This window comes from Stenotrophomonas sp. 01N47 (assembly GCF_056399165.1).
In genome coordinates, this window is sequence record NZ_JBFTQU010000005.1 from 189,302 (window position 1) to 214,333 (window position 25,032).

Here is a 25,032-nt window from a genome sequence, read left to right on the forward strand (position 1 = left end):
AGGCGTCCCCCGCAACCGGACCCACCCCGCCATCCCACAGGAGGCCAGCTTTTGCTGTTGCTGTTGCTTCGGCTGTAGCAGTTGCTGTTGAGGTTGCCGGCCAGCGGCCGGCACTACCGCGGGTGCCGGGCGCAGCCCGGCCGTAACCCCTACAGCACCCGATACGCGCGCTCGGCCGCATCGAACACATTGCCCGGCGCGAACTGCTCGCCCAGGTAATGCAGCGCTTGCCGGTGCTGCTGCAACGAGCGCTGCGCCGCGCCGGGGCCCAGCAGCATCTGCTCGAATTCGATCAGGTCCTGCAGGATGCGCCAGTGCCGATACCACGCAATCCAGCGCGGATCGCCCAGGTCGCTGCCATAGCCTTCGGCGAAGCCGAGTGGATGCTCGCGCCCCCAGCGACCACCTACCGCGGCGCCGACAAACATCAGGTCGCGCTCGCGCGGGGCCAGTGCCAGTCCGTCCCAGTCGATCAGGTGCAGTGCATCGTCCTGCCCCATCAGCAGGTTGCCCGCGTGCAGGTCGGTGTGGCACAGGCGCAGCGCCGGTGCCTCACCCTGCAATTGGCGATGCAGCGCTTCTGCACGCTGGTGAAGTTCGGCGATGCGCGGCCGCTGCTGCTGCCACAGCGCCAGGAACGCACTGCCGGACCGATCCTGCGCCTGCGCCAGCGTCGAGGGATCGCGCAACCATGTCCCCACCGTGTCGACCGCTGCGGTTTCAAGCCGCAACGTCGGCAGTGCCTGGCGCAACGCCGGCGGAATCTCGGCCTCATGCAGGCGACGCAGCACTTCGCCCAGCTGGCGCCATTGCGCACGGCTCAGCGGCGCCTCGAAGCCCGACTGCCCTTCGATGTAGGGGAACAGCGTGAACTGCAGGCCCCAGCGCTGCACCGATGCGCCGCCGGTCAATGCCGGCCACGGCGCAACAATCTCGTCGATGCCCAAGGTGCCACGCAGCCAATGCAGGCTGTCCCACACCGCGGGTGCCACCTGGAAGTTGCGGCACTTCAACCACCAATGGTCGTGGCGGGCATCGATGCGGAACACGCACGCATTGGCGTCGGCGCCCACCGGACGCGGCACCACCGCCGTCGCGTTGATGTCGTAGGACTGCTGCAGGACTTCAACGATCTGCTGCGCCGAAGCGAATGACATGGATGCAGGCGTGCTTTGGTGACGACACCTACTATCGCAGATGGCCTTGCATCCGCACAGGCAAACTGGTCACAACATGGGTCTCCTGCGACGAAATAGCTAGCCGGCGATGCGTCGCATCACCGCTTCCAACGGACCGCGCGCGAACTGCCACGACCACAACCAGGCCGCCGAGGTCGCCAGCATCACGAACAACAACGCGGCCATCAGCACCCACGACAGGCTGGCACTGCCATCAAGCAGTCCAAGCGATTCCAGCACACCCATGCCGATCAGGATGTGCGCCACGTACAGGCTCAGCGTCATCCGTCCGGCCGCAGTGAACGGTTCCAGCCAATCGCCAGGACGCAGCCGCACCAGCCACAGGCATGCCGCGATCAGTGCACACGCCGCGCCTGCGCCGGTCAGCAGATAGGCCGGACCGGGCGGCATCGGCTGCGTCGCCAGCCACACCTGCCACACCGTGCCGTGGCCCCACTGCTGCAACACCTGGCCGGCCCCCATCAGCAGCAGGCCGAGCAGCAGCAAGGCACGCTGCACCCGGGGTTGCGACAGCGGCAGCCGCGCCAGCAGCATGCCCAGAAGGAAAAAGCACAGCCACGGCAACACCGGATGGAAGCCATTGAACAGCAGGTTGCGCATCGCACCCGGCCAGTGCCACAGCCCCTCGTAAGCCAGCGTCTGCCAGTTCCAGCCCTGGCTGTAGTCCCAGCGCAGCAGGGCCCAGAACGCGACCATCGCCAGAGCCGCCATGCTGCCCAGCAGAACACGGGGCGACGCGCGCAGCCACAGCACCGCCAGCGCGAAGTACACCGCGTAGTAATGCAGGATATCGGCAGGAAACACGGTCAGGTTGAGCAGGCCGAGCACGGCCAGGAACACGGCCCGCCGCCAGGTCTGCACGCTTGCCTGCCACCACGCCAGACGCTGTGTGGCGAGCATCAGGCCCACCCCGGCCAGCGTCACGAAGGTCGCCGAAGCCTTGCCTTCCAGCAGGTGGAAGAATCCAGCAAGCCAGCCGCCGCCGTCGGTCTCGACGGCCATCGCCAGGCGGAAGTTGACCAGCACCATGCCGGCCAGGGCGAGGTAGCGCGCCAGGTCCAGCCCATGCAGCCGCCGATCGTCAGTGCTCACGCACGCGCCCCGAGCAGTGCTGCCAGTAGAGAGGGATCAAGCACGTCGATATCGGCATCGCTCGCCTCACCCAATCCCTGCCGCAGCGCAGCGCTCTCGATCGCATCCAGCAGCACCTGCGCCTGCAGCGCGGGCGCCAGCACGGGCCGGCGGCGCTCACGACGTGCGACCTCCTGCAGGGCCTCGGCCAGCCTGCGCTGCAACTGCGCGCGGTTGCCAGCGAATGCCGCCGCCACCGCCGGATTGCGCGCGCTCTCGGCCAGCACTTCCACGCTCAACAGTGCCCATTCCGGCTGCCGGCACAGGGTGTGGAAGTCCCGCAGGAACCCCTGCACCTGCGCACGTTCGCCATTGCATCCCGCCAACCGCTGCAGCAACGGCTGCAGTTCGTCCTGTTCGGCCTCGGCCGTCGCCAGGATCAGCGCCTCCTTGCCGGGAAAGTGGTTGTAGAGATTGCCCAGGCTCACCCCGGCCGCCTGCGCGATGTCGCGCATGCTGGTCTGGTGGAAGCCCTTGGACAGAAAGCACTGCAGGGCCGCCTGCAGGATCTGCGAGGCGCGTTGCTCATTGCGGTCGGTGCGGTTCATGCGGTAAACAATGAACGAACGTTCGTCCATTTAAAAGCCGAATCCAAGCCGTCGGCCAGTCACCATTCAGGCCGTCGCGCTTGACCTCAACCGCTGTTGAGGACCGATCCTGCCGCGCCCTGCTGCAACTGCGGACCCTGCATGCACCTAGAAGAACTCGTCCAGCAGGCGGTAGAACGCGAGTCGGCGTTCATCGGCACCGATGCCATAGCGGGCCAGCAAGGGCGCAACCCAGCGGGTGTCGTCATAGTTGTGGACTAGGCTGCGTGCGGCCAACGCCAGGTCCTGGCAACGATCAGCCACACCCAGCCGGCCGCAATCGATGAAACCGCTGAAGCGGCCGTCGACCGCCATCAGATTCGGCAGGCATGCATCGCCGTGCGCTACCACCAGATCCTCATCCGCCGGACACGTTGCGATCAGCTCGGCATGCACCTGCTCGGCGCTCTGGCCCAGGCGCTCATCGTCGAAATCATCCGCATCGATCAACCCTGCGGCAACGCGCGCAGCGACCTCCGGCAAGCGCGATGCAAGGCGATGATCGAACGGACAACCGGCAACCGGCAGCGCATGCAGGGCGCGCAGCGCGTCAGCCAGCAGCACGACCACCTGGTCGGGTGCCAGCGTCGGCGAGGACGCGAGGTCATGGCCGGGCAACGCGCTCATCAGCAGCCAACGCCGACCGCCCTCCTCCGCCGTATCCAACACCGTAGGCACCGGCTGTCCCTGTGCCCGCAGCCAACGCAGACGCAGGATTTCGCCCTCCAGTTCGCTGAAGGCATCGATCACTTCCGATTTCAGGAACGCGTCCGGCGACCCCTGACGTCGCACCCGCGCTACATCAGCGCGCGACACGCCGATGCCCTGCATCTCGATCTCCGCATCGCGCAAAGCGCTGCACCACTTCGACGGCAAGGGCATGACACCGCCACCGCTCGATCCTGCTTCCATCTCCATCGCTCCCGGCCAGGTCACAACCTGGATTCTCTCCGAAGCGCACACTTCACAGCAAAGGACATCGCATGAAACTCATGGTCATCGGCGCCAGCAAAGGCCTGGGCCGCGCCTTCGTGGAAGGCCTCTGCCGGCCCGGCGATACCGTCATCGGCGTATCGCGCACACGCCCGACGCAGCTGGACTGCGGCGAGGGCGTCGACCTGCACTGGATTGAAGCAGACCTGAGCGAGCCAGCACGAGCGGCGGCCAGCATCGCGGCGCAGGCGCCGCCGGATCTCGATGTCCTCATCCATAACCTTGGCATCTGGGAGGAGACCGCATTCAGTGACGACTACGATTTCCTCAACGAAAGTGACAGCGCGCTGGCGCAGCTGGTGGACATCAACATCACCGCCACCCTGTTGCTGCTCAAGCAGCTGCTGCCCCGCGTTCTCGGCGGGCGCCGCCCGCAACTGGTGTTGACCGGCTCGACCTCGGCGCTGCCACGCAGTGGCCGCCCCGAGGTGGCCTTCGGCGCGTCCAAGTTCGCGCTCAACGGCATTGCCGATGCCCTGCGCGAGGGCTTCCGCCAGCAGCGGCTGGCCGTGACGACGCTGCAGCTGGGCTACCTCAATACCGACGATGCACTGTCGGTGCCGCTGCATCAGGCCGCCGCACGCGGCAATGGCGAGTACGTGCCGGTGCACGACGTGGTGGCGATGGTGCGCGCCCTGCTGCAGCTGTCGTCCTCCAGTTTCGTCCGCGAGCTGGTGCTGCCTGCGATCGCCGATCCGCGTTACTAGCGCTCAGCACACACTGGCAGCCCCGGTTTGGCCGCACACGCGGCCGTGGTTTACTCTGCGTCTACTGGCAGTTGGCCGCACACAGGACCGGCTATGGCTATGGATGCGCTATCAAGGGTTTCGACCCGGATCCTGGACAGCGCCCTGCCCAGCCTGCCGCTGTACCTGCTGCAGGCCACTGCGGTGATCGGCATGATCGGCGTGTTCCTGATCACCACCCGCCGCGGCGGCCATGCCATCGAGGGGCGCCGCGTCTACATCGGCGCGATTCTCGGCCTGATCTACCTGTTCAATTCCTGGTTCGTGGCCGGCTACGCGCAGGGCGTGGTCAAGCTCAACCTCGGCATCGACATCCTGCTGATCAGCGGCCTGCTGGGCGGCTGGCGCGGCGGCGTGACCTGCCTGCTGGCCAGCCTGCTGGCGCGCTACCAGTTCTCCGGCACGCAGTACTTCCTGCCCGCCGGCCTGGAAGCGGCCCTGCAGGTGCTCGCAGGCATCTGGCTGCGTGGGCGGATGTATCCACGCATGCTCACCCAGCTCTCGCTGCAGTTGATCCTGCAGGCCTGGGGGGTGCGCATCGCGGTGACCCTGCTTGGACTGGCGCTGGGCGTGGCGATCATCGGCAGCGCGCAGCTACCCCTGCTGGAACTGGCCACCCAGCGGCTGCTTGCCCTGCCGGTATCGCTGCTGGTGCTGGCGGCGGTATTCGCACTGATCTACAACGATGCGCAGATCGATGCCCAGCGCCAACGCGAACATGCCTGGATGCGCATCGATCCGGTCAGTGGCCTGCCCAACCTGCGCGCCCTCGACGAGCGCCTGCAACGTCACTGGCGCAGCAGCGAAGATCGCGGCAATGCGTGCCTGATCGTGACCGAGATGAGCAACCTGCAGGACCTGCTGCTGCGCTATGGTCCGCTGAATGACAGCGGCCTGTGGAACCGGCACAACGCCGAAGCCGTGCATCGCACCCTGCTGCATGCAAGGCCAACCGGCACGATGGAGGTCTATCAGTTCGGTGACAGCGCACTGGCGATCCTGCTGTTGGACGCAAGCCTTGCCGATCTCCGCGCGGATACCGAACTGCCAGCATTGGCCGACCGCTTGACCACGGTGATCGGCGATGACTGGCCGGGCTTCCGCCCGGTATTCCGCTGCGCGGTGGTCGAGCTGCAACCGCCCACGCAGGACGACAGCTCCATCCCGTTCCGCGCCGTCACCCTGGCCTTGAATGCGATCGAGTCCGGCGTGGTGTTCTTCGACGATCCGATCCAGCGCGACAGTGAAGTGGATGCATTGATCGAGACCGCGCTGGACCACTGGCTGCAGCACGCCGATGCACCGCTGTACTACCAGCCCAAGTTCCGCCTGCATGACCGCCACCTGGTCGGCGCCGAAGCACTGTTGCGCATGCGCGATGGCGATGGCCACCTGATTGCACCGATGCGGGTGGTTTCTCTGCTGCGCCGTCGCGGACGCCTGGCCGAACTGGAATGGGCTACGCTGCAGGCGGCCACCGCCTTCCTTGGCCACTGCAGGGATGACGGGCACACGCTGACGATCGCAGTGAATGTATCCGCCGAATCGCTGCGCCAACCGGACTTCGGCGTGCGCCTGTGCACCTTGCTGGAGCAGCAACGCATACCCGGCGCGATGCTGCGGCTGGAGATTGTCGAATGGACCGAAATCGTCGAGCGCGACGTTGTCGACGCCAACGTCGTCGTTCTGCTGGCCGCTGGCATGAGCCTGTCATTGGACGACTTCGGCGCCGGTTATTCGACGCTGATCCTGCTGTCACAACTGTCGGTGGCCGAGGTCAAGATCGAGCGGGCGCTGATCGCCACGCTGTCCGATGCCAAGTCGCAGTCCATCGTCCGCTTCATCGTGGAAGTGGCGCACCGCTGCGGTGCCGTCGTCGTCGCCGAAGGCACTGAGACCTCGGCACAGGAACAGATGCTGCGTGCGCTGGGAGTGGATGTGGGCCAGGGCTATCTGTATGCACACGCCCTGCCGCCGGAACAGTTCCGGCAGCTGGCATGAGGGCCTTTCAGGCGAGACGCATCGACAGTTCCACATCCTCGGCGAACGGTACCGACAGATAGCCTGTGTTGCCCGAGCGCATGCGCTGCTGGTAGCGCGGGCTGTCGTCGGCATTGTCGGCCACCACCAGTGCGCCCGGACTCAGGCGTTCCTGCAGCAGGTCCAGCACGTCGTCGTACAGCACCTTGGCACCATCGAGCAGCACCAGATCGATCGTATCGGGCAGGTCCACCGCCAGCGTCTCCAGCGCATCGCCCACGCGGATCTCCACCAGATCGTCCAGGCCCGCTTCACGCAGGTGGCCGGCGGCACGGCGCGCCTTCTCCGGCTCGAACTCGGTGGTGATCAGGCGGCCGCCGCCGTTGTCACGCAACGCCGCAGCCAGATGGATGCTGGAGATGCCGAACGACGTACCGAACTCAACGATGCTGCGCGCGCCACTGCTGCGCGCCAGCAGGTACAGCAGGCGGCCGGTTTCCGGCGACACCGGCAGCCACAGGTCCTTCAGCAGCTCGCCATACAGGCGCCGGTATTCGGTGCGGCTGCCCAGCAGGCGCTGCCGCTCTTCGGGGGAAACGGAGGTCAAGGCGGGGCTGAGCGCGCTGTCGGCTTCGGTGAACAGGCGCGCAAGCAGGGGCGCGACCGGGGCGGAGATCAGGGTGGACATGGACGGGTGTTCCTTTCGTTGGCGGGGTTAGAATGCGAATGATTCGTCGCAATCAAGAATACGGACGATCCCCCGTTCCGCCTATTCGCATTGGAAAAGCCTCATGTCCGAACGTCGTCCGCCGCAGATTTCCTCGAGAAAACAGCCTCGCCAGTCACGATCGAACGACCTGGTCGCAGCCATCCTGGAAGCCGCTGCTCAGGTTTTGAAGCACGAAGGTGCCACTCGGTTCACAACCGCGCGGGTGGCCGAACGCGCCGGCGTCAGCGTCGGCTCGCTGTATCAGTACTTTCCCAACAAGGCAGCAATCCTGTTCCGCCTGCAGCGCGACGAGTGGCAGCAGACCGGCGCGATGCTGCGCGACATCCTGCAGGACACACAACAACCGCACCTGCAGCGCCTGCGCACGTTGGTGCATGCCTTCATCGTGTCGGAATGCGAAGAAGCGCAGACCCGTGGCGCGTTGAACGATGCCGCGCCGCTGTACCGTGATGCGCCGGAGGCGCAGGAAGCACGCAGCGAGTCCGACGAAGCGATGCTCGTGTTCATGGCCGAGCTGCTGCCGCAGGCCTCGGCGGGCACGCGCCAGCTGGCGGTGGATCTGATCGATACCACGCTGGGTGCCACCGGTCGCGAATTCTCCAGTGAACCGCGCACTGCCGCCGAGATGCGCGTCTATGCCGATGCGGTCGCGGATATGTTCTGCGCCTATCTCAGGCAGCTGGGCGCGCGCTGACGTGCAGCCGCCGGCTTACACCGCGTAGAAGCCCAGGAACATCGCCACGGCCGACTCGGCCACGCGCGTGCGTTCGGCCTGCGCCAGCGGCGCCTGGCCCATCGTCACCTGCGGCCAGAACGCGAAGCTCTTCACCAGGCCCTGCAGCTGATGGCCGGCGAATTCCGGATCGATCTCGCGCAGCCGCCCATCGGCAATGGCTGCACGGATCCACGCGCTGACGCCGCTCTCCTTCTCGCCCATGCGGCAGACGATCGCCTGCGCGCGCTCGGGTGAATGGATGATCTCGGCCATCGCCACCCGCGCCAGATCGATGAAGTTGGCATCACCCAGCAGGTCCAGCTTCTGCCGCAGCAGCTGCAGCAGCTGCACATCCAGCGGCTGGTCGGCGCGGTACGGCAGCTCGACGCTGGCCACGCTGCTCTGCCACAGCTCTTCCAGGATCAGCGCGAACAGTTCTTCCTTGCTCGGGAAGTGGTTGTAGACGGTGCGCTTGGAGACACCAGCCACCGCCGCGATGCGGTCCATGCTGGTCGCCTCGTAGCCGGCCGAACGGAACTCTTCCACCGCAGCGCGGACGATGGCCTCGCGCTTGCGGTCGGTAAGGCGTTGCGGAGTACGGGGCATGGCGGAACCAGACAGCTGAACGGATGCCACCATTTTACACCCAGCAGTGTACTTTCTGAAATCCGGAAACTACACTGTGCAGTGTACCCTGCGGACGTCACCCATGAAGCGCCTGCTCCTTGTCCTCCTGCTCGGAATCCTCACCGTGACCGCTTATACCTTCTGCAAATCCTGGTCCCTCCCCGACTTCCCCGATTCGCCGCAGTACCGCGAAGGCAGGTTCCGCAATGCCCTGCCGAAACCGGCAATGGGCCTGCGTGATGGCCTGGAGATCTGGTGGACCTTCCTGTTCAACAAGCCCAAGGGCACCGTGCCCGACCACCCCATCCCGGTGCAGGCGCTGGACCGCACCACCCTGGATGCGGCGCCCGACCGCAGCCTGTTCCGCCTGGGGCATTCGACGATCCTGCTGAAGCTGCGCGGGCAGTACTGGCTGACCGATCCGGTGTTCTCCGAACGCGCCTCACCGGTGCAGTGGATGGGCCCGGCACGCTTCCATGCGCCGCCGATCAGCATCGACGAACTGCCGCCGATCGCCGGCGTCATCCTCTCGCACAACCACTACGACCACCTCGACCACGCGGCGGTAATGAAGCTGGCCGGCAAGACCGCGCGCTTCATCGCACCGCTGGGTGTGGGCGACCAGCTGATTGCCTGGGGCGTGGATGCAGCCAAGGTCGAACAACTGGACTGGTGGCAGTCCACCGAAGCCGCTGGCCTGCGCCTGACCGCAACCCCCGGCCAGCATTTCTCCGGCCGCGGCCTGGGTGACAGCGATCGCAGCCTGTGGGCGTCGTGGGTGATCCAGGACGGCGACTTCCGCATCTTCTTCAGCGGCGACACCGGCTACTTCGATGGCTTCAAGGCCATTGGCGAGAAGTACGGCCCGTTCGACCTGACGATGATCGAAACCGGTGCCTACGATCAACGCTGGGCGTTCGTGCACATGCAGCCCGAACAGACCCTGCAGGCGCACCTGGACCTGCGTGGCAAGTGGCTGCTGCCGATCCACAACGGCACCTTCGACCTGGCCCTGCACGAGTGGCAGCAACCGTTCGAACGCATCAGCGCATTGGCTGCCGCAAAGAACGTGCCGGTGGCCACGCCGATGATGGGCGAGGCACTGGACATGCAATCACCGACCGCTGGTACGCGCTGGTGGGAGCGTGTGCAACTGTAACGGCCTGTCGCGCAGCGACCCTCAGCCGGGATGCTGAACCAGCCGTTCCTGCTCCTTCGCCACATTGATCTGCAGCGCCGCAGCAGCGAGCTCCGCCAGCTCGCTGCTGACCTTCTGGCTGCCGCGCGCCTGCATCCACGAAAGAATATCGGCCAGATGCCAGATCGACGCGCTGCCTTCGTGCACCGGTGCCGGAAACGTCTGCGGGTGCGCGAGCAGCAACTTGCGCATGTTCTGCCGTGACATGCCCAGCAGACCAGCGACATCCGTCAGCCCAACCAGATCGGGACTGACTTCGATCAGCTCTGCATCGGGTACGGCTTGTCGTACATCTGCAAGCGCGGAAAGTACGGCCTCCCGGGCGCTGGGCGCCTGACGGCAGAATTCAAGCGCCAACCTTGCCGGGCTCCCTACGCCCTGCAGTGCATCTCCACATCCAGCATCGAGCAGGTGCCGTTCGAGGACACCAAGATCACCCGAGGGTATCGGGCAGGCGGTATCTCAGGGTGAAGTTGAATTCCGTCTTCAAAGGACCTGCGTCTCCCTGAGTCAGCAAGGGCGGCTACCGCGAGCGCCGCCAGACTGCCGAACCTACAGAATCTCCGTCGCGTTTCCAGAGGCGAATGCGCCACTCACAGTTCGAGGTGAACTCCCAACCCTGCCTCACCCTCTGCCAACTCAGGCCGCAGGCTCAGTGCAGGGATCAGATAATCACCGCCGTTCTGCCGCCGGTAGGCAATCACCGGATCGCTTGCCAGCCCATCCAGCCGCGCGCCCAGTCCCTCCAGCACGCCAGGCAACGACGCCTCATCGATACGGCTGCTGCGGTAGATCACATGCGCGGGCAGCACGTCAAAGCCGGGATAGAACAGGATGCCGTGCTGGATCGGGAACAGCACATCGTCAATCGGCCCATTGATGCCGCGCGGACCGTAATGCGACTCCCAGCCACCGGTCGTTACCACCAGCATCGCGCGCTTGCCGGACATCGCGCCCTCGCCGTAGCGGTCGCCCCAATGCCGGTCGGAATGTTCGCCCACGCCATAGGCAAAACCATAGGCATACACGCGATCCACCCAACCCTTCAGGATGGCCGGCATCGAGAACCACCACAGCGGGAACTGCAGGATGACCGCATCGGCCCAGCGCAGTTTTTCCTGCTCGGCGGCGATGTCGGCGCTCTGCCGGCCCGTCCTGAAGGCGTCGCGCGAATCCAGTGACGCGTGGAACGGCACCGAAGGATCCCGCCCAGGATGATCGTCGGCATCGATCTGCGCCTTCCATTGCATGGCATGCAGGTCGGACACCTGCACGGTGTGGCCGGCGCGCTGCAGGTGCTCAACCGTGAAGGCCTTCAGGGTGCCATTGAGCGAGGTGGGTTCGGGGTGGGCGTAGACAAGCAGAACGTTCATGGTGGTACCAGGGAGGGAATGCCGGCCATGTTGGGTGCCGCCACGCTATAGTTGAAATGAATTCCTGCAATCCTCGGCATTGCCATGGACAATACCCTGCGTCGCATCGACCTCAACCTGCTGGTAACCCTGCAGGCCTTGCTGGAAGAGCAGAACGTCACCCGCGCGGCCGAACGCCTGCATCTAGCCCAGCCCACGGTCAGCGTGCAGCTGGCGCGCCTGCGCCACCTGTTCGATGATCCGCTGCTGCTGCCGGGGCCACGCGGCATGCGTGCCACCGCCCGTGCCGATGCGCTGCGCGAACCATTGGCCGAAGCACTGACTGCACTGCAGCGTGCGGTCGCACCGGTGCAGGCGTTCGATCCGGCCCAGGCCACGCAGACCTGGCGGATCATGGCGTCGGACTTCGGTGAAACCACGATCGTCCTGCCGGCATTGGCCGACCTGCGCGTGCGCGCACCCGGCACGCGCCTGGCCGTGGTCAGCCTGGCGCCGGCGCAGATGGTGGCGCAGAGCGAACGCGGCGAGATCGATCTCGCCCTCCACATCACCTCCGACGCGCCTCCCTCGCTGCACCATCGCCCGCTGTTCCAGGAACGCTACGTACTGGCCGGGCGTCGCGATCATCCACGACTGAAGCGGCGGCCGACGCTCAAGCAGTTCTGCGCGCTGGACCATGTGATCGTGTCACCGGATGGCGGCGGTTTCCATGGCGGCACCGACAGCGCGTTGGCGCATGTGGGCGCGCGTCGCAACGTGGTGCTGTCGGTGCCGCACTTCCTGTTCCTGCGCAGCGTGCTGCTGCGCACGGACCTGGTGGCGATGATGCCCTCGCGCCTGGTCGCGCAGGACCCGGCCTTGAAGGCGGTTGCGGCGCCCATTGATGTGCCAGGGTTCGAGATGGTGATGCTCTGGCACGAACGCGTGCATCGCGATCCGGCACATCGCTGGCTGCGCGAGCGTATCTGTGCGCATTCATGAAACGTCGCGCCAGGACGCGCCCGGGAAATATTGCGACGCGTCATGTAACCGGTTACATCCCTTGCTAGCGTAGGCCCGCCCGTTCCCGGGCCCTGCCGATGTGAGGCCTTCGCAATGACGTTGTGCGCTGACCGCTGGACCGCTCCCTGCCTGCCGAACCGGCGCCTTGCCGCGGCCCTGCTGCTCGGCCTCTCACTGGCCGCCACCGCCACCGCACAGAACCTGCCACCGCGCGCGCAATGGCAGGCCAGCGCGTCGTCGCAGCAGGTTCCGGCGATGGCGATCAGCCACCTGATCGACAACGATCCGAAGACGGTGACCGGCGGCGCGTTCAGTCCCGGCCACTGGTTCCAGGTCGATCTCGGCAAGCCTGCGATGCTGGCCGGTGCACGCCTCACCTGGGATGTCTCCAACCCCGAGGGCTATTCGCTGCAGACCTCGCTCGACGGCAAGCAGTGGCAGAGCGCCTACGTCATGGGCGATTCGCTGGGCGGCATCGAGACCCTGTACTTCGCGCCGCGACAGGCCCGCTACCTGCGTCTGGCCAGCCCGCAGCGCACCTCCGACTGGGGCGTATCCATCTTCGAGATGGAGCCGCTCGACACCACGCTCAGCGCACGGGTGACCGGGCTGGACGCCCCCCAGTCCGCTGCGCTGTGGCAGGGCGGCGGCACGGTTGCCATCCCCGCAGGCAAAGGCGGCATCCACACGCTCGATATCACCCTGCCCCGCACCCAGCCCAGCACCGGGCTGGCAGTGGACTGGGCCAACGTGCACGGCGCTGCACGCCTGCAGGCGCAGGACGCACAGGGCCGCTGGCACGAACTGGCGCGCGACGCGCAGGCGGCGACCCGGCAGCAGAGCTGGCTGGCGGCCGACGCGCCACTGGACATCAAGGCATTGCGGCTGACCGTGGAAGGCGATGCCCCCCAGGTCAAACGCATCCGCCTGCTCGGCCCGAAGGCGGTGATGACGCCGATGAAGCGCTACCAGATCGCCGCCAGTGGCGCGCAGCGCGCGTTGTTCCCGGCCTCGCTGCACATGCAGCAGACCTACTGGACCGCGGTCGGCGTGCATGCGGGCCGGCAGAAATCGATCTTCGACGAATACGGCAACATCGAAGCCTACAAGGGCGCACCGCTGGTGCAGCCGATCTGGCGCAGTGCCGATGGCCGCGCGACCGGTGCCGCCGAACAACCGGTGCAGCACGCACTGCGCGATGGCTGGAAGCCGATGCCGTCTGCCACGTGGTCACCGCAGCCCGGGCTGGAACTGCGCAGCGAAGCCTTTGCCATCGAGCGCGACGGGCAACCGGTCACCTTCGTGCGCCATCGCCTGCGCAACACCGGCAGTTCGGCCATCGAAGGCACGCTGACCCTCGCAGTGCGACCGATGCAGATGAATCCGCCGTGGCAGAACGGTGGCCTGTCGCCGATCCGCCAGGTGGCCGTCGAAGGCAACAGCGTGCGCGTCAATGGCCGCACGCTGCTGCAGTCCCTCAGCGCCGTGGATGCCGCTGGCACCGCCCCCTTCGGCAACGAAGGCGACACCGAGATCACCACGGCCATCGCCAGCGGACAACTGCCTGCCGCACAGCAGTCCAGCGATGCCGCAGGCCTGGCAGCGGCGGCGTTGAGCTACCGCGTCACCCTGGCCCCTGGTGCCAGCGACGCGGTGGTGATGGCCTTCCCGCTCGGTACCGCCACTGCCGATGCCAATGGCGTGCTGCCGGAAGCGCCGGCCCTCAACCTCGCGTCGCTGCCGCGCGACGGCGACAAGGCGTTCGACACGCTGGCCAGCCGCGCCTCCGCCGATTGGCAGGCGCGGCTGGGCCAGGTCGGCCTGCGCCTGCCCGACCCTTCACTGGTGGACATGCTGCGCGCACAGGCCGCCTACATGCTGATCAACCAGACCGGCCCGGCCATGCAGCCCGGCCCGCGCAACTACAACCGCTCCTTCATCCGCGATGGCATGGCCACCTCGGCCGTGCTGCTGCGCATGGGCGAAGCCAAAGTGGCACGCGACTACCTGGCCTGGTACAGCGAACACGGCGTGCACGGCAATGGCCTGGTGTCGCCCATCCTCAACGACGATGGCAGCGTCAATACCGGCTTCGGCTCGGACATCGAGTACGACAGCCAGGGCCAGTACGTCACACTCGTTGCCGACGTCGCCCGGCTCGATGGCGGGCCGGAAAGCGTGCGTGCCTACCTGCCCAAGGTGAAGGCCGCGCTGCGCTTCCTGCAGGAACTGCGCGAACGCACGCTGGTGCCGGGCTACATGGCCGACCAGCCATCGCCGGAGCGCTTCGCCGGCATCCTTGCGCCGTCGATCAGCCACGAGGGCTATCCCTCACCCACCCACAGCTACTGGGACGACTACTGGGGCCTGAAGGGTTGGCATGACGGCGCGTGGCTGGCCGAATCGCTGGGCGACCACGAAACCGCCACGTGGGCGCGCGAACAGTACAAGGCGCTGTATGACGCACTGCATGCCTCGATCCGCGCAACGATGGCATGGAAGGGTATCGACTTCATTCCGTCATCGGCCGACCTCGGCGATGGCGATCCAACCGGTGTATCGATCGCGCTGGACCCCACCGGTGCGCAGAGGGTGCTGCCCGCCGAGGCCTTGCGCACCACCTTCGCCCGCTACCTGGACGATGTGCGCAAGCGCAACCAGCCCGGTGCGCTGTATGCCTACACGCCGTATGAAATCCGCAACGTGCTGAGCTACGTGCACCTGGGCCAGCCCGAAGCGGCCGACGAACTGCTGCAGGGCCTGCTGCACGATCGCAGGCCGCTGGAATGGCAGGTGCTGGCCGAGGTCGTGCACTCGCGGTTGCGCTTCCCGCGCTACCTGGGCGACATGCCGCACACCTGGATCGGCGCCGAATACGGCCGCACCCTGTTCGGCATGCTGATGCGCGAGGACGACGACGCGTTGTCGCTGCTGCCGGGTACGCCCCCTTCGTGGGTCGCTGGCGAGGGCCTGGCCGTGGACCGCCTGCCCACCGCCTATGGCACACTGCAGATGCAGGCGCGGCAGCGCGACGGCAACCTGACCGTGTCGCTCGGCAAGGGGCTGCGCAAGGGCACGCCGGTACGCGTATGGTGGCCCAGCCGTACCCTGCCCAAGGACGTACGCGTGGATGGGCGATCGGTACGGAACTTCGACAAGGACGGCGTGCTGCTCGATGGCCCGTTCCGCACCCTGGAGGCACGTTGGCAGTAATGCCGATGCAGGAACCGAAGTGATCGAACTTCTACTCGATGGCAGCCCTGTCGCCGCCGCTACCGACGATCAGCTGGCCAGCGCACTGGCGCTGGCCGCATCCATGCCCCAGTTCGAGCTGTGGGCATCGGTGCCCGACGGCCCATCGCTGTGCATGCTGCGCAATGCGGAGCATGCATGGCTGATGTACCTGCGCGAGCCCGGCGACGACGGCTTCCATTCCTGTGGAAACGAACACCGCGCCGGCAACGCCTACTTCCGCCTCGACAATGGCCAGGTGGATGGCTATCCCCTGGCGTGGTGCATCGGCATCGAGGCGTGCTTCGCCGCGATCAGTTTCTTTCACGGCAATGGAGGCGCCCGCCTGGAACACATCGATTGGCAGCCCTGACCCCGGTAGAGGCCGACCTTGGTCGGCATGCCCCGCCTCGCATTCCGGTGGCTGCCCTCCGGTAGATGCCGACCTTGGTCGGCATGCCCCGCCTCGCATTCCGGTGGGTGCCAACCGTTGGTTGGCACGCCTGCTTCAGAACCCCGGCACCCCCGGCGGATTGGTCTGCGACTGCGGCACCGCTTCCTCGGCTACGTTCCAGCGCGCCAGCACCTTCGCGTAGGTACCGCTGCTGATCTGGGTGTTCAATGCCTGGGTCACCGCATCGGCCAGGCCACTGCCCTTGCGGGTGGTCACCGAAATCGCCGCTGCGTCCGGCCAGCCACCCGGGAACAGGCCGACCCGGCGCACCTTGCCATCATGCGCCGAATAGGCGCCGGTGGCATTCGGCTCGAACGACACGTCGGCGCGGCCGGTGATCACTGCCAACCGCCCGATCACCGCATCATCGAAGTACTGGTACTCCACCGGTTTCAGGCCTGCGGCGATGTTCTGCTTGTCCCATTGGCGCAGGATCTGGTCCTGGTTGGTGCTGGCCCCCACCACCACTTTCAGCCCTGCAACGTCGGCCGGTGTGGCGATCTTCTGGATCGGTCCATCGGTGCGGGTATAGATGCCCAGCAGGTCGAAACGATAGCTGGAGAAATCGAACTTCTTCTTGCGTTCTTCAGTGACCGTCACGTTCGACAGCACCGCATCGTACTTGCCCGATTCCAGCCCCAGCGGCCAGTCGGCCCAGGCCACCGGCACCACCACCAGCTTCAGGCCCAGGCCATCGGCGATCAATCTTGCGATGTCCGGCTCCACGCCCACCACTTCCTTGCTGTCGGCACCGTAGTCGGCCAACGGCAGCTGGCCGGGATGGGTGGCGATGGTGAACGCGCCCGGGGTGACGAAGCGATAGCCGGCCGGAATCAGCGCCTGCGCCTTCGGATCGGGCGTGCCCTTCAGTATCTGCGCGTTGCTGGCCGCCAGCGAGGTCGCCGCAACGGGCACGCCGTCGGGGCCCTGGCGCACGCGCGAATAGACGATGCCGGCAATGCCGATGACCAGCACAACGACGATCAACAGGGTGCTGCGGGCGGGACGTCGCTGCGATGCTGGGCTCATGGCGCTTCTCGAAAGGGGTTACAGGGTCTTGGCCAGGAAATCGGCGGTGCGTTGCTGGCGCGGATGTTCAAACAGCGCGTCTGGCGTGCCCTGCTCGATCACCCGGCCCTGGTCCATCATCACCACGTGGTCGGCCACGCGGCGGGCGAAGCCCAGTTCGTGGGTGACGATCACCAGCGTGGTGCCGGAACTGGCCAGTTCCTCGATCACGCTCAGCACCTCCGACACCAGCTCCGGGTCCAACGCGGAGGTCGGCTCGTCGAACAGCAGTACCTTCGGCTGCAGGGCCAGCGCCCGGGCGATGGCCACACGCTGCTGCTGGCCTCCAGACAGCTGGCGCGGGAAAGCATCGGCCTTGTCGGCCAGCCCCACCCGCTCCAGCAGGGTGCGTGCCTGCTGCTCGGCCTGGGCGCGCGAAATGCCGCGCACCGCGATCGGCGCTTCAATGATGTTCTCCAGTGCGGTCATGTGCGGGAACAGGTTGAAGCCCTGGAACACCATGCCGACTTCCGCGCGGCGACGGCGGATCTCGCCTTCCGGCAGCTCGTACAGGGTGTCGCCGTCGCGGCGGTAACCGATCAGCTGGCCGCCCACGGTGACGAAGCCGCTGTCAGCGCGTTCAAGATGATTGATCAGCCGCAGCAGCGTGGACTTGCCCGCACCGGACGGACCAATCAGCACCGTCACGCTGCCGGCCCTCAGTTCCAGATGCACGTCATCAAGCACCGCCTGCTCGCCGAAGGCCTTGCCCACTCCCTGCAGGGACACAGCCGCGCCCGTTCCGGCCTCGATCGGCACGGCAAATGCCGCACGGCTGGGCACGCGTGCAGCGGTCGCCGCCGGCCGCGGTGCCGCAGACGATACCCGCGACACGTTGCGCTCGTGCTGCAGCTGGCCGCGGGCAAAGCGCTGCTCCACCCGCCGTTGCAGCAGCGACAGCACCGTCAGGATCACCAGGTACCAGACGGTAGCCACCATCAGCAGCGGCACCACCTCCAGGTTGCGCCGGTAGATCACCTGCACGGTGTAGAACAGCTCCGGCAACGCCAGCACGTAGACCACCGACGTGCTCTTGGCCAGGCCGATCACATCATTGAACGCTGCGGGCAGGATCGAACGCATCGCCTGCGGCAGGATGATGCGGCGCACCTGGCGCCCACGCGGCAGGCCCAACGCTGCGGCCGCCTCGTACTGGCCGTGGTCGACCGACAGAATGCCACCACGGATCACCTCGGCCGAGAACGCCGCCTGGTTCAAGGTGAGGCCGAGCACGGCGGCAGTGAACACGCCGATCAGCTGCGTGGTCGGGTACGAGAACAGGCTGATGCCGGTGAAGGGAACGCCCAGTTCGATGGTGCTGTACAGGTAACCCAGGTTGTTCAGCAGCAGCAACAACACCAGCAGCGGAATCGAACGGAACAGCCACACGTAGCCCCACGACACCGCCGACAACAGCGGTGAACCGGAGACCCGGGCCAAGGCCAGCAAGGTGCCCAGCGCGAAGCCGAGGCCGGTACCGAGTGCGGTCAGCAGCAGCGTTCGCCCCAACCCTTCCAGTACCGGCCGGGCAAAGAACCACTCGGCGAACGTGCCCCAGCCCCAGCGCGGATTGCCCAGCACCGACTGCAGGCCGATCAGGATCAGCGCGAGTGCCAACACCGTGCCGATCACCTGCAACGGATGCCGCGCCGGCACGATCTTCAGCGCCGTAGCCGGCTGGCGGACAATGCCCTCGATGGCAGTGGAAGGCGTACTCATGCCGCCGCTCCATGCAGTGCGAGGGTAGCTGCGTCGCCCGCCTGTGACTGTGGCACCAGATGTTTCTCGAACGGCAGATGCGCGATGGTTTCCGGGTCCGCATCCAGATCGAACAACGCGGTGTAGCCGTGGCTGAGATACAGGCCGACCGCCTCGGGCTGGCGGAAGCCGGTGGTCAGGAACACGCGCCGATAGCCCTGACGCGCAGCCTGGTCTTCCAGTTCCTGCAGCACGCGCCGGGCGATGCCCTGCCGACGCAGGCCAGGCAGCGTCCAGATGCGTTTGAACTCAGCGGTGTCCTCATCGCGATGCGGCATGAACGCGCCACCGGAAATCGCCACGCCGTCGCGCAGCAGCAGCACGAACGCACCGACCGGGGCAGCGAAGGCTTCGGCCGGATAGCGCTGCAGTTCCTCGCGGGCACTGCCACCGATACGCCGGCGCACGTCCGCATAGCGGTTGTCGTACTCCTGCTCCAGGCCGTCGAACAACGGACGCGCCAGCGGGTCGTCCACCGAGGTGTACAGGAACCGATCGTTGTCGTACCGCACGCTCATGCCACGTCCTCCACCAGATAGTGCTCGGCCAGACGCGCCCACAGGCTGGCCGCCGGGGCGATGGCCGCGTCGTTGAACACATAGCGCGGGCTGTGCAGCGGCGCGCTGTCACCGTTGCCGACGAACACGAAACTGCCCGGCCGCGCCTGCAGCAGGAAGGCGAAGTCCTCGCTGGCGGTACGCGGTGCGAAGGCCTCCACCACCTGCCCTGCACCGAACCCCTGTACCGCCACCTCGCGGACGTAGGCCGTCTGCTCGGGGTGGTTGATCACGCTGGGGAAGCCGCGCGGGAATTCGATCTCGGCACGCGCACCGAAGGCAGCGGCGGTCTGCTCGGCAATGTCGGTCACCCGTCGGCGCAGCGTATCGCGCACCTCCGGCAGGTACGCGCGCACGGTCAGCTTCAGCTCCACCACATCGGGGATGACATTGGCCGCCTGCCCACCGTGGATCGAGCCGACGGTGACCACGCCCATCTGCCGCGGATCGACATTGCGCGACACCACGCTCTGCAGCGCGGTGATGATGTGCGCGGCAGCCAGGATCGGATCGACGCTGCCCTGCGGCTCGGCGCCGTGGCCGCCCTTGCCGATCACCCGCAGACGCGCCCAGTCCACCGATGCCATCGCCGGTCCGTCGACGAAGCCGAAGTGCCCCACCGGCACGCCCGGCCAGTTGTGCAGGCCATAGATGGCATCGACCGGGAAGCGTTCGAACAGGCCATCGGCGATCATCTTCGAAGCGCCCGAGCCGGTTTCCTCGGCCGGCTGGAACACCAGCTGCAACGTCCCATCGAAACGCCCGTGGTGCGCAAGGTAGTGGGCAGCCGAGAGCAGGATGGCGGTGTGGCCATCGTGGCCGCAGGCGTGCATCAGGCCTTCGCGCTGGCTGGCATAGGCCAGCCCGGATTCTTCATGGATCGGCAGCGCATCGATGTCGGCGCGCAGGCCCAACCGGCGACTGCCCTGCCCGCGCTGCAGCGTACCGACCACGCCGGTGCCACCGATGCCGGTGCTGACCGCGTAGCCCCATTGCTGCAGCAGTTCGGCCACGCGGGCACTGGTGCGGTGTTCTTCGAAGGCCAGTTCCGGGTGCTGGTGCAGGTCATGGCGGATCGCGATGGCGTCGTCGACACGTGCCGCGATCTCGGGCAGTACGCCCGTTGTCGGCGAATTCCGCTGGGCATGGCCCGGCGCTACCGAAGTGTCTCCGCTCATCGCCTTATCCCACCTTCCGCGCCGGCTCGGCGTCGGTCGCATAACGGCTCGCCTTGCGTGGCAGGCCCAGGTGGTCGCGCAGGGTCTCTCCTTCCAGCACACTGCGGTGGTAGCCGCGCGCTTCCAGCAGCGGCAGCACCAGGGTCACGAAATCATCCAGGCCTTCGCGCTGCGCGGCGAAGCCGAGGATGAAGCCATCGCTGGCGCCAGCGTCGAACCAGCGGATCAGTTCTTCGGCCACATGCTCCGGCGTGCCAATGAAGTTCGGCCGCGGGCTGACCGCCTCCAGTGCCACCTGGCGCAGGCTCAGGCCCTGCTCGCGCGCGTCCTGCTTGATGCGGTCGGTGGTGGAGCGGAAGGAATTTGCACCGATATCGCCCAGCTCCGGGAACGGCGCATCCGGGTCGTACTGGCTGAAGTCGTGGTGGTCGAAGAAGCGGCCGAGATACGCCAATGCATCGTCCAGCCCGGCCAGCGCGGCAATCGCCTGGTACTTGGCTTCGGCTTCTTCCGCCGTACGTCCGACGATCGGGCCGATGCCCGGGAAGATCTTGACGTCACCGGCACTGCGGCCATGAGCGATCGCCGAGTTCTTCACCTTCTGGGTGAACGCACGGGTCTCCTCCAGCGATGGCGCGTGGGTGAACACCGCATCGGCGTACTTGCCGGCCAGCGCAATGCCATCGTCGGACGAACCGGCCTGGAAGATCACCGGCTGCCCCTGCGGCGAGCGCTGGATGTTGAGCGGCCCCTCCACCTGGAAGAAGCGGCCCTTGTGGTCGAGGCGCCGGAACTTCTCCGGTGCGAAGAACGTGCCGCTGTCGCGGTCGCGCACGAATGCATCGTCGTCCCACGAATCCCACAGGCCCTGCACCACTTCAAGGTACTCATCGGCAATCTGGTAACGCAGTGCGTGTTCCGGATGCGGGCGGCCGTAGTTGCGGCCCGAACCTTCCAGCGGCGAAGTCACCACGTTCCAACCGGCGCGGCCACCGCTGAGCAGGTCCAGCGAGGCGAACTGGCGGGCTACGGTGAACGGATCGCTGTACGAGGTGGAAAGCGTGCCGGCCAGGCCGATCTTCTTGGTTGCCGTCGCCAGCGCCGACAGCAGCGAGATCGGTTCGAAGCGGTTGAGGAAATGCGGAATCGACTTCTCGTTGATGTACAGCCCATCGGCAACGAAGCCAAAGGCAATGCCGTTATCCTCGGCGGTACGCGCGATGTCGATGTAATAGCCCAGGTTGACGCTCGCATCGGGCGCGTTGGACGGATGCTTCCAGGCATGCATGTGGCTGCCGGGGCCCTGCAGCATGATGCCGAAGGGGATGGGACGCGGGGTCGTGCTCATGGGGTCGCTCCAGCAGTCAGGCCACCGCCGCGCGGGGTGCGGGCGACAGCAGTTCAAGGGACGTCAGGCGTGCGTCGAGGTCGGCCACCGGCGCGTCGAGGATGAATTCACCCACGCCGAAGCGCCGGTGCAGCGCATCCAGCTCGCTGCGTACGTGCTGCGCGTCGCCAGAGAGCACGCTGGGGCGTGTTTCTTCGACGCGGAAATCAGTGACACCCACCTGCCGTGCGTACTCGGCAGCGGCCTCGGGGCTGGGCAGGTTCACCGTTTGTCCGGGGCCGAGGTGCAGCTTGTAGACCCGCAACGCGCCGATATGGCGCGCAGCAGCCTCGCTGGTGGGCGCGGCGAAGGCCACCGTTGCCAGCAACGGGGCGTGCGCGGACACCGCGCGATACGCCTCGAAGGCGGCCTCGATGTGCTTCGGGTCGCCGTCGAAGTGCGCGGCATACACGAAGCGCCAGCCCAGTTCGGCCGCCTGCCGCGCGCTCTGCGGGCTTGCGCCCAGCAGGAAGCGCTCCGGCGCCGTCTGCGGAATCGGCCGCGCCTGCGCATCAGCCTGCGCATCGGACAGATAGCCTTCCAGGTCACGCAGCTGCTGGTCGAAATCGGCGAATGCCGGGCGACCCGCGGCCAGTGCGGCAGTCGATGCCGGCAGACCGCCCGGTGCCTTGCCCACGCCCAGATCCACGCGTCCTGGCGCCAGTGCGGCCAGCAGATTGAAGTTCTCGGCCACCTTGTACGGTGCGTAGTGGCGCAGCATCACCCCGCCACTGCCGATGCGGATGCGCCGGGTCTGCGCCAGCACCCACGCCGCCAGCACTTCCGGTGCCGGGCTGGCCAGCGTCGGCGCCGCGTGGTGCTCGGCAAACCAGTAACGGTGATAGCCCAGCTGCTCGGCGCGCTGCGCCAGTTGCAGGCTGTTGCGCAGCGCCTGTTCCGGCGTGCTGCCGTCGGCCACCGGGCTCTTGTCCAACACGCTGGTGAGGTAGCTCATCGTCACGTCCTCGCTCAGGGATGGGCCACGGGAATGCCGAGCAGGCCATTCAGTGCCGCCAGGATCGGCTCGGCACCGGAGATGTACTGGCGTTGCTGGTACTCGCCACTGGCGTGCTCATTGACCACGCCCTGTGGCAGCACCAGCTTCGGCAGCGACTGGTCCTGCTCGCCGATCTCGGCGATCACCTCGCGGCGCGGCCGGCTGAAGCCGATGCGGCGCACATCCAGCTGTGCGTCCAGGCCATCGATGCTCGACAGCGCACCTTCCAGCAGCAGGCTGTGCCGGCAGAAGAAGCGTTGGCCGGGCAGCTGGCCGTCCTCGAACTCGCGGTCCAGCAGGAACAGGATGGGTTTGTGGGTTGCGTCTACAGCCACGGGATCGTCCTCGTTGGGGCCGGCAATGCACTGCCGCTTCGATATCGATGCTAGAGAAGGACGGCCCGATGCCAGCGCCGGAACTCGACAATCCACGGTCGGATCCGGCCATGCAGATGCAGGTTGGCAATAAGCAGACTGCCGGCCGTTATGGGCACGGGCTGCATCACGCCGCTTGCGCAGGTGCGCGCCAGCCCAGTGCCGGCGCGATGTCCTCGATCACCGTGGTGAGGATGCGCCGGTAGTCCTGCTCGGGCAGCTCATAGGGCAGCTCCACGCGAAGCTCGTCCACCTGCCGCAGCAGCGGATCGGCCTGCAACCGCGCGATGATCTGCGCCGTGCTGCCGACCACGTCGGGTGCGAACATCGTGCGTCGCGGCCCTTGCGGGGCCAGGGTGCGCGCATGCCGCTGGGCACTGAAGGCCTCGATCCGCTGCCGCGCGGCCGCATCCACACCCTCGGTGGGCACCAGCACCCGCCCCACCGCCACGCGGCGTGCGCTGCCCACCGGCAATGCCGCACGATAGGCCTGCAGGTGCTGCAACTGCGCGCCAAAGAAGTCATCACTCAGCTCGGCACGGTTGACGTTGCCCAGCAGCAGATGCAGCCCCTGCTCACCCGCCGAACGCGCCGACTGCAGAGAGCCAGCGCCATACCAGACCCGGTCCACCAGCCCCGGCGCGTGTGGCTGCAGTCGCGGACGATAGCGCGTGGCGGCATTGCCAACCTCGGCATCCGCGTCACCCAACGGCTCACCCCGCAGCGCTTCCAGCAACCGCGCCACCCGGCCATGGGAAAAGTCGATGCGCGCAGGGTCGCTGTCGTACAGCAAGGGCCCTACCAGCCCGCCGTGTGGCGGCGCGCCGGTACTGACACCTACCTGCAGCCGGCCACCGGCCAGCGCGTCCAGCAACGACAGATCCTCAGCCAGGCGGAATGGTGTTTCATAGCCCAGCTGGATCACCGCACTGCCCAGTTCGACGCGCGTTGTGTGCTGGCTGGCCGCCGCCAGGAACACCGCTGCCGAACTGATGCCTGGCTCCAGGTGGCGATGGCGTACCCACGCGCCGTCATAGCCCAGCTGTTCGGCAAACGCGATCAGCGCCAACGTCGCGTCCAGGCCTGCGCGCGGTTGTTCCGGCAGATAGCTTCCCGGCGTGAGGAACGCCAGGTGCCGCAGCTGCACCGCCACGTCCTAGGCGATCCTGCGCAGCGGCGCCGGCAGCGCCGCCGCCAGTGGCGCCACGTGCCCCGCTGCACGCTCGGCAGCCAGTTGGATACGCGCCTGCAGTGCAGCACTGTTGATCTGGTCGCCGTCGAAGTCGGCCGGCGTGGCATACACCCCGATCGGCAACGTATGCGCCTGCAGGAAGCTGAAGAGTGGACGCAGCTGATGATCGATCACCAACGCGTGGCGCTCACTGCCACCGGTAGCCGCCAGCAGCACTGGCGTATCCACCAGAGCGTCCAGCCCGATGAAGTCGATCAGGTGCTTGAACAGGCCCGGATAGGACCCGCGATACACCGGCGTGGCCGCCACCAGCAGCTGCGCCGATTCTATCGTGGCCAGCGCGCGCTCCACCTGCGGCTCCACTTCACTACGCTGCAGCGCCTGCCCCAGCGAGCGCGCGATCGGTGCCAGCTCGACCAGCTCCACGCTGATGTTGACCCGCTCGCGCAGTTCTTCCAGCAGATGCCGCACCAGCAGCAACGTGCGCGAGTTGGCCGACGCCGTCGGCGAACCAATCAACGCAACCACATTCAATGCAGAAGACATGACCCCCTC

Annotated in this window: 24 protein-coding genes; 7 read left to right on the top strand and 17 right to left on the bottom strand. The window is 66.8% G+C overall.

Annotation, left to right across the window (positions count from 1 at the left end; all coding sequences use genetic code 11):
* Window positions 1–149: 149 nt before the first annotated feature.
* From AC1DKR_RS10650 to AC1DKR_RS10665, 4 genes are all read right to left on the bottom strand, one after another.
* Window positions 150–1,157, bottom strand: coding sequence for a phosphotransferase (locus tag AC1DKR_RS10650; RefSeq protein WP_478032754.1), 1,008 nt, complete (start codon window positions 1,155–1,157; stop codon window positions 150–152).
* A gap of 99 nt (window positions 1,158–1,256) precedes the next feature.
* Window positions 1,257–2,291 (bottom strand): DUF418 domain-containing protein, encoded by a 1,035-nt coding sequence (locus AC1DKR_RS10655; RefSeq protein WP_478032758.1) that lies wholly within the window; start codon window positions 2,289–2,291, stop codon window positions 1,257–1,259.
* Complete coding sequence (locus tag AC1DKR_RS10660) at window positions 2,288–2,878, bottom strand: TetR/AcrR family transcriptional regulator (protein ID WP_346603202.1); 591 nt, start codon at window positions 2,876–2,878, stop codon at window positions 2,288–2,290. The genes AC1DKR_RS10655 and AC1DKR_RS10660 overlap by 4 nt, the downstream gene beginning before the upstream one ends.
* 147 nt (window positions 2,879–3,025) lie before the next feature.
* Window positions 3,026–3,799: an APH(3')-II family aminoglycoside O-phosphotransferase gene (locus AC1DKR_RS10665; RefSeq protein ID WP_478033242.1), complete on the bottom strand. Its 774-nt coding sequence runs from the start codon at window positions 3,797–3,799 to the stop codon at window positions 3,026–3,028.
* A 101-nt stretch (window positions 3,800–3,900) separates the two neighbouring features.
* Here AC1DKR_RS10665 and AC1DKR_RS10670 point away from each other — a divergent pair, with 101 nt between their 5' ends.
* Window positions 3,901–4,617 (top strand): SDR family NAD(P)-dependent oxidoreductase, encoded by a 717-nt coding sequence (locus AC1DKR_RS10670; protein ID WP_478032762.1) that lies wholly within the window; start codon window positions 3,901–3,903, stop codon window positions 4,615–4,617.
* A 99-nt stretch (window positions 4,618–4,716) separates the two neighbouring features.
* The gene (locus AC1DKR_RS10675; protein ID WP_478033243.1) at window positions 4,717–6,657 is read left to right on the top strand and encodes an EAL domain-containing protein; all 1,941 of its coding nucleotides are present in this window, start codon (window positions 4,717–4,719) and stop codon (window positions 6,655–6,657) included.
* A 7-nt stretch (window positions 6,658–6,664) separates the two neighbouring features.
* Here the strand turns inward: AC1DKR_RS10675 and AC1DKR_RS10680 are convergent, their stop codons facing one another.
* Window positions 6,665–7,324, bottom strand: a complete 660-nt coding sequence (locus tag AC1DKR_RS10680) for an O-methyltransferase (protein ID WP_363733073.1) — start codon at window positions 7,322–7,324, stop codon at window positions 6,665–6,667.
* A gap of 103 nt (window positions 7,325–7,427) precedes the next feature.
* Here AC1DKR_RS10680 and AC1DKR_RS10685 point away from each other — a divergent pair, with 103 nt between their 5' ends.
* Window positions 7,428–8,060, top strand: a complete 633-nt coding sequence (locus AC1DKR_RS10685; protein WP_478032766.1) for a TetR/AcrR family transcriptional regulator — start codon at window positions 7,428–7,430, stop codon at window positions 8,058–8,060.
* A gap of 15 nt (window positions 8,061–8,075) precedes the next feature.
* On the opposite strand, the gene AC1DKR_RS10690 is transcribed toward AC1DKR_RS10685, so the two are convergent.
* Window positions 8,076–8,687, bottom strand: a complete 612-nt coding sequence (locus tag AC1DKR_RS10690; protein WP_313249042.1) for a TetR/AcrR family transcriptional regulator — start codon at window positions 8,685–8,687, stop codon at window positions 8,076–8,078.
* A gap of 103 nt (window positions 8,688–8,790) precedes the next feature.
* Between AC1DKR_RS10690 and AC1DKR_RS10695 the strand changes: the two genes are divergently transcribed.
* Complete coding sequence (locus AC1DKR_RS10695) at window positions 8,791–9,867, top strand: MBL fold metallo-hydrolase (protein ID WP_478032770.1); 1,077 nt, start codon at window positions 8,791–8,793, stop codon at window positions 9,865–9,867.
* A gap of 21 nt (window positions 9,868–9,888) precedes the next feature.
* Here AC1DKR_RS10695 and AC1DKR_RS10700 read toward each other — a convergent pair whose 3' ends face one another.
* Complete coding sequence (locus AC1DKR_RS10700; RefSeq protein ID WP_478032773.1) at window positions 9,889–10,263, bottom strand: helix-turn-helix transcriptional regulator; 375 nt, start codon at window positions 10,261–10,263, stop codon at window positions 9,889–9,891.
* 236 nt (window positions 10,264–10,499) lie between these two features.
* On the bottom strand, window positions 10,500–11,279 hold the full coding sequence (locus tag AC1DKR_RS10705) for an NAD(P)H-dependent oxidoreductase (RefSeq protein WP_088100665.1): 780 nt from the start codon (window positions 11,277–11,279) through the stop codon (window positions 10,500–10,502).
* 84 nt (window positions 11,280–11,363) lie between these two features.
* Here AC1DKR_RS10705 and AC1DKR_RS10710 point away from each other — a divergent pair, with 84 nt between their 5' ends.
* From AC1DKR_RS10710 to AC1DKR_RS10720, 3 genes are all read left to right on the top strand, one after another.
* Window positions 11,364–12,260, top strand: a complete 897-nt coding sequence (locus AC1DKR_RS10710; protein WP_478032776.1) for a LysR family transcriptional regulator — start codon at window positions 11,364–11,366, stop codon at window positions 12,258–12,260.
* A 114-nt stretch (window positions 12,261–12,374) separates the two neighbouring features.
* A complete protein-coding gene (locus AC1DKR_RS10715; RefSeq protein ID WP_478032780.1) occupies window positions 12,375–15,494 on the top strand; it encodes a discoidin domain-containing protein in 3,120 nt (1,039 codons plus the stop codon).
* A 19-nt stretch (window positions 15,495–15,513) separates the two neighbouring features.
* The gene (locus AC1DKR_RS10720; protein ID WP_088100662.1) at window positions 15,514–15,885 is read left to right on the top strand and encodes a hypothetical protein; all 372 of its coding nucleotides are present in this window, start codon (window positions 15,514–15,516) and stop codon (window positions 15,883–15,885) included.
* Between the two features lie 135 nt (window positions 15,886–16,020).
* Here AC1DKR_RS10720 and AC1DKR_RS10725 read toward each other — a convergent pair whose 3' ends face one another.
* The 9 genes from AC1DKR_RS10725 to msuE form a co-directional block, all read right to left on the bottom strand.
* Window positions 16,021–16,995: an ABC transporter substrate-binding protein gene (locus tag AC1DKR_RS10725; protein WP_478032782.1), complete on the bottom strand. Its 975-nt coding sequence runs from the start codon at window positions 16,993–16,995 to the stop codon at window positions 16,021–16,023.
* Between the two features lie 18 nt (window positions 16,996–17,013).
* Window positions 17,014–18,753 (bottom strand): amino acid ABC transporter permease/ATP-binding protein, encoded by a 1,740-nt coding sequence (locus AC1DKR_RS10730; RefSeq protein WP_478032784.1) that lies wholly within the window; start codon window positions 18,751–18,753, stop codon window positions 17,014–17,016.
* Entirely contained in the window at window positions 18,750–19,310 is a 561-nt protein-coding gene (locus tag AC1DKR_RS10735; protein ID WP_313249057.1) for a GNAT family N-acetyltransferase, read from the bottom strand. Before AC1DKR_RS10735 ends, AC1DKR_RS10730 begins: the two co-directional genes overlap by 4 nt.
* The gene (locus AC1DKR_RS10740; RefSeq protein ID WP_478032786.1) at window positions 19,307–20,527 is read right to left on the bottom strand and encodes a M20 aminoacylase family protein; all 1,221 of its coding nucleotides are present in this window, start codon (window positions 20,525–20,527) and stop codon (window positions 19,307–19,309) included. The genes AC1DKR_RS10735 and AC1DKR_RS10740 overlap by 4 nt, the downstream gene beginning before the upstream one ends.
* Window positions 20,528–20,531: 4 nt before the next feature.
* Window positions 20,532–21,875, bottom strand: coding sequence for an LLM class flavin-dependent oxidoreductase (locus AC1DKR_RS10745; protein WP_447944997.1), 1,344 nt, complete (start codon window positions 21,873–21,875; stop codon window positions 20,532–20,534).
* A gap of 16 nt (window positions 21,876–21,891) precedes the next feature.
* Window positions 21,892–22,869, bottom strand: coding sequence for an LLM class flavin-dependent oxidoreductase (locus tag AC1DKR_RS10750; RefSeq protein WP_478032788.1), 978 nt, complete (start codon window positions 22,867–22,869; stop codon window positions 21,892–21,894).
* A 14-nt stretch (window positions 22,870–22,883) separates the two neighbouring features.
* Window positions 22,884–23,246, bottom strand: a complete 363-nt coding sequence (locus AC1DKR_RS10755) for a DUF3088 family protein (protein ID WP_089240600.1) — start codon at window positions 23,244–23,246, stop codon at window positions 22,884–22,886.
* Window positions 23,247–23,412: 166 nt separating this feature from the next.
* Window positions 23,413–24,438, bottom strand: coding sequence for an LLM class flavin-dependent oxidoreductase (locus tag AC1DKR_RS10760; RefSeq protein WP_478032790.1), 1,026 nt, complete (start codon window positions 24,436–24,438; stop codon window positions 23,413–23,415).
* Between the two features lie 3 nt (window positions 24,439–24,441).
* Window positions 24,442–25,023 carry an FMN reductase gene (gene msuE / locus AC1DKR_RS10765; RefSeq protein WP_478032793.1) on the bottom strand — a complete coding sequence of 194 codons (582 nt, stop codon included), beginning with the start codon at window positions 25,021–25,023 and terminating at the stop codon, window positions 24,442–24,444.
* Window positions 25,024–25,032: the final 9 nt, after the last annotated feature.